Origin of the sequence: Burkholderia sp. HAN2018 (assembly GCF_024704855.1) — a bacterium.
GTDB lineage: Bacteria > Pseudomonadota > Gammaproteobacteria > Burkholderiales > Burkholderiaceae > Burkholderia > Burkholderia cepacia.
Genome location: NZ_QOBB01000402.1, coordinates 1 through 3,442, shown reverse-complemented (window position 1 = coordinate 3,442; position 3,442 = coordinate 1). Strand labels below are relative to the sequence as shown.

At 69.8% G+C, this 3,442-nt stretch carries 2 protein-coding genes and 2 pseudogenes; all 4 read left to right on the top strand.

Going from position 1 to position 3,442, the window contains the following annotated elements:
• Window positions 1–119: pseudogene (locus DPV74_RS40110) on the top strand (IS3 family transposase); the annotation flags it as partial.
• A 26-nt stretch (window positions 120–145) separates the two neighbouring features.
• Window positions 146–784: pseudogene (locus DPV74_RS40105) on the top strand (ATP-binding cassette domain-containing protein); the annotation flags it as partial.
• A gap of 3 nt (window positions 785–787) precedes the next feature.
• On the top strand, window positions 788–2,212 hold the full coding sequence (locus tag DPV74_RS40100; RefSeq protein WP_374709020.1) for a TolC family protein: 1,425 nt from the start codon (window positions 788–790) through the stop codon (window positions 2,210–2,212).
• On the top strand, window positions 2,194–3,442 hold a 1,249-nt coding region (locus tag DPV74_RS40095; RefSeq protein ID WP_119339202.1), incomplete at its 3' end, for an ACP S-malonyltransferase. The genes DPV74_RS40100 and DPV74_RS40095, both read left to right, overlap by 19 nt.

The window sequence follows — 3,442 nt, the reverse complement described above, 5'->3', positions numbered from 1 at the left end:
GCTGGCGACAGTTCTACAACGAGCGCCGGCCCCATAGCGCACATCGCTATCAACCTCCCGCCACGGTCCGTCGAGCCTGGCTGGATTCCGATAATATCGACGCGAGACTCACTGCCTGACTGGCTACAAAATTCCACCGCAGGTCACGACGCTGATCAGCGTGCTGCTCGGGATTCACGAGCCGACGGGCGGCGCCGTGCGCATCGGCGGGCTCGACGTGGCCAGGCTCGGCATCGAGCGGCTGCGCGCGCTGGTCGGCACGGTGCTGCAGGACGACGTGCTGTTCGCGGGGTCGATCGCGGAGAACATCAGCTTCTTCGACCCGGAAGCGGACCCGGACTGGGTCGCCGAATGCGCGCGCATCGCGGCCGTGCACGACGACATCGCCGCGATGCCGATGGGCTACAACACGCTCGTCGGCGACATGGGCACCGTGCTGTCCGGCGGCCAGAAGCAGCGCGTGCTGCTGGCGCGCGCGCTGTACAAGCGGCCGCGCATCCTGGTGCTCGACGAAGCGACGAGCCATCTCGACATTCAGCGCGAGATGCAGGTCAATGCGGCTGTCACGCAGCTCGCGATGACGCGGCTCATCGTCGCGCACCGGCCGGAGACGATCGCGTCCGCGCAGCGCGTCATCATGCTGCAGGGCGGAAAGGTCGTGCTCGATCAGTCGACCGCGGCGATGCGCGCGGCGGTCGCGGCGAAGTCGCGTGGCGGCGAGCCGGCCGCGACCCGGCCGGCGCCGCACGATGCCGGTCCGGTACAGCCGGTGGCGGGGCGCTAGATGATGAAGCGACCCTTCGCCGTCGTGCTGACCGCCGTTGCGCTGGCCGCCGCGCTGCCCGCGGGCGCGCAGATGCTCGACGTCTATCGCACGCGCGACGACGTCGCGGCGACGCAGGCCGGGTCGATGGCATCGGCCACCGCGTGCGGCGCACGGCGCCTCGACGACCGGCCGATCGCGCTCGAGGACGCGATCCTGCTGGCGATCTGCTCCCATCCGCAACTGAGCCGTACGTGGGCGGACGCGCGCGCGGCGACGGCCGAGGTCGGCGTGTCGAAGGCCGCATACCTGCCGACGCTGAACGCGACGGCCGGGATCCAGCGCGACAACGTGAACACGACCTATACGGGCGGTTTTTCCGGCGATCAGCGCAGCACCAGCCGCTACGGCATGCTCAACCTGAGCTGGGTGCTGTTCGATTTCGGCAAGCGCGGCGCGAACCTCGACCGCGCGCGTGCGTTGCTGCGCGCGGCCAATGCGGCGCACGACGACGCGTTGCAGAGCGTCTTCTACGACGCGGCGCAGGCGTTCTATGCGCTGCGCGACGCGCAGGCGGCGCTCGAGGCGGCCCAGGCGGTCGAACGTGCCGCGCAGGAGAGCCTGGCCGAAGCAAGCGCGCGACACGACGGCGGCGCAGGCACGCTCGGCGACGCGTTGCAGGCGCAGACGACCTATCGCAAGGCACTGCTCGATCGCGTGAGCGCGGAGGGCGACCTGCAGAACGCGATCGGCACGCTCGCGACGACGCTCGGCGCCGACGCCGACACGCCGCTGCGCATCGCCGATGCGGAACCGTCGCCTGATCGCGACGATTTCACGCGCGGCGTCGCGAACCTGATCGCCGAAGCGAAGCGCGACCACCCGAAGCTGATCGCCGCGCGCGAGCGGCTCGAAGCGGCGCGCGACCAGATCCGCGCGGTGCGCGCCCAGTCGCTGCCGACGATTTCGCTGATGGGCAGCCTCACGCGCAACAACCCGTCATACCAGCAGCAGCCGTCGCTGTTCCAGTTGCAGAGCAGTCACAGCAACTCGATCGGCATCCAGATTTCGATTCCGCTGTTCGAGGGCTTCGCATCCGGGTATCGCATCGCGGAGGCGAAGGCGCAGGCCGATGCGCAGGAAGCCGACGTGCGCAATACCGAACTCAAGGTGTCGCTCGACGTGTGGAAGAGCTACCAGAGCCTGCAGACCGACACGACGAACCTCGACAACTCGCAGCATCTGCTCGACACCGCGCTGCATTCGCTCGACATCGCCCGCGGCCGCTACAAGGCCGGGGTCGGCACGTTCACGGAACTGCTGAATGCGCAGTCGGCGCTCGCGGATGCGCGCCGGCAGCGCGTGCTCGCGGTGTCGAGGTGGCGGACCGCGAGACTGAAGCTGGCCGAGAGCCTTGGGAGATTGGGATTATGGAACGACGCAGGTTGAACGGCACCGGGCCGAACGCGGGCGACGCGCAAGCGCACGGCTGCGCGTTCTTGTTCCCGGGACAAGGGGCGTTCTATGCGGGCGCGTTGCGGCAACTCGGGCACGAACACCGCAGCGTACGGCAGACGCTCGACACGATCGACGCGGTCGCGAGCGAGCGGCTCGGCCATCCGCTGACCGGCGCGCTGTGGCGCGACGACGCGGGGCTCGATACGTGGCTGCGCGACGCGCCCGACCTGTTGCAGCTCGGGATCTTCGGCGCATCGGTCGGGATGTTCGGCGTGCTGCGCGAACGCGGTGTCGTCCCCGACCTGCTGATCGGACACAGCTTCGGCGAAATCGCGGCGCTGGTGTGCGGCGGCATGTATTCGATCGAGCAGGGCGCGCGGATCGTGTGCGACAGGATTGCATCGTTGCAGGCCGCGGCGCCGGCCGACGGCATGATGGCCGCGATTTCGGCCGGCGCCGACGCGACACTCGCGCTGATCGACGCGAGCGCGCTCACGCACGGGGTGCGCAACGTCTGCATCGCGGTCGAGAACCATGCGTCGCAGACCGTCGTGTCCGGCCCGCGCGACGCGCTGGAAGATTTTGTCTCGGCCTGCGCGGCGCAAGGCGTGACCGCGCAGACGCTCCGGTCTCCGTATGGCTTTCATCACCCCGACCTGGCCGGCGCGCGCGCGCAGTTCGCCGCGCGGCTTGCCGCATATCGGCCCGGCGCGCTCGCGATTCCGGTGTATTCGCCGATCCTCGGCCGCCGCTATAGCGGCGCCGACGATCCCGGGATGCGGCTCGCGTCGCATTTCGTGATGCCGGTGCGCTTCGCGGACGCGATTCGCGCCGCGCGCGCGGACGGCATCGACCGCTACGTCGAGTGCGGCGGGCTCAATGCGCTGGCGCGCATCGTCGTGCGCATCGTGGGGCCGGGCGCGGTCAGGACGTTCGGCGGCCCGTCGAACGTGGCAGAGGAATCGAGCGTCGTCACGACGATCACCCGTTATTTCCAGGAGGACACCATCATGAAAGACGATATTCGCATCGGCAACGCCGGCTCCGGCTTCGACGCGTTCTGGCACGCGCGCGGACCGCACATCGTCGACTGGCTCAAGGGCGAACTGCGCCACGCGTTCGACGCGGCGGGCGCGGTGCCGGCAGGGGCCGCACCGACGGCGACGCCATTCGCGCCGCAGCCGGAACCGATCCTCGCGCCCACGCCGCGCCTCGCGGCAG

What these genes read in the sequence shown, in the direction of transcription:
- DPV74_RS40100 (WP_374709020.1), top strand. Translation starts at nt 788, where the DNA reads ATGAAGCGACCCTTCGCCGTCGTGCTGACCGCCGTTGCGCTGGCCGCC.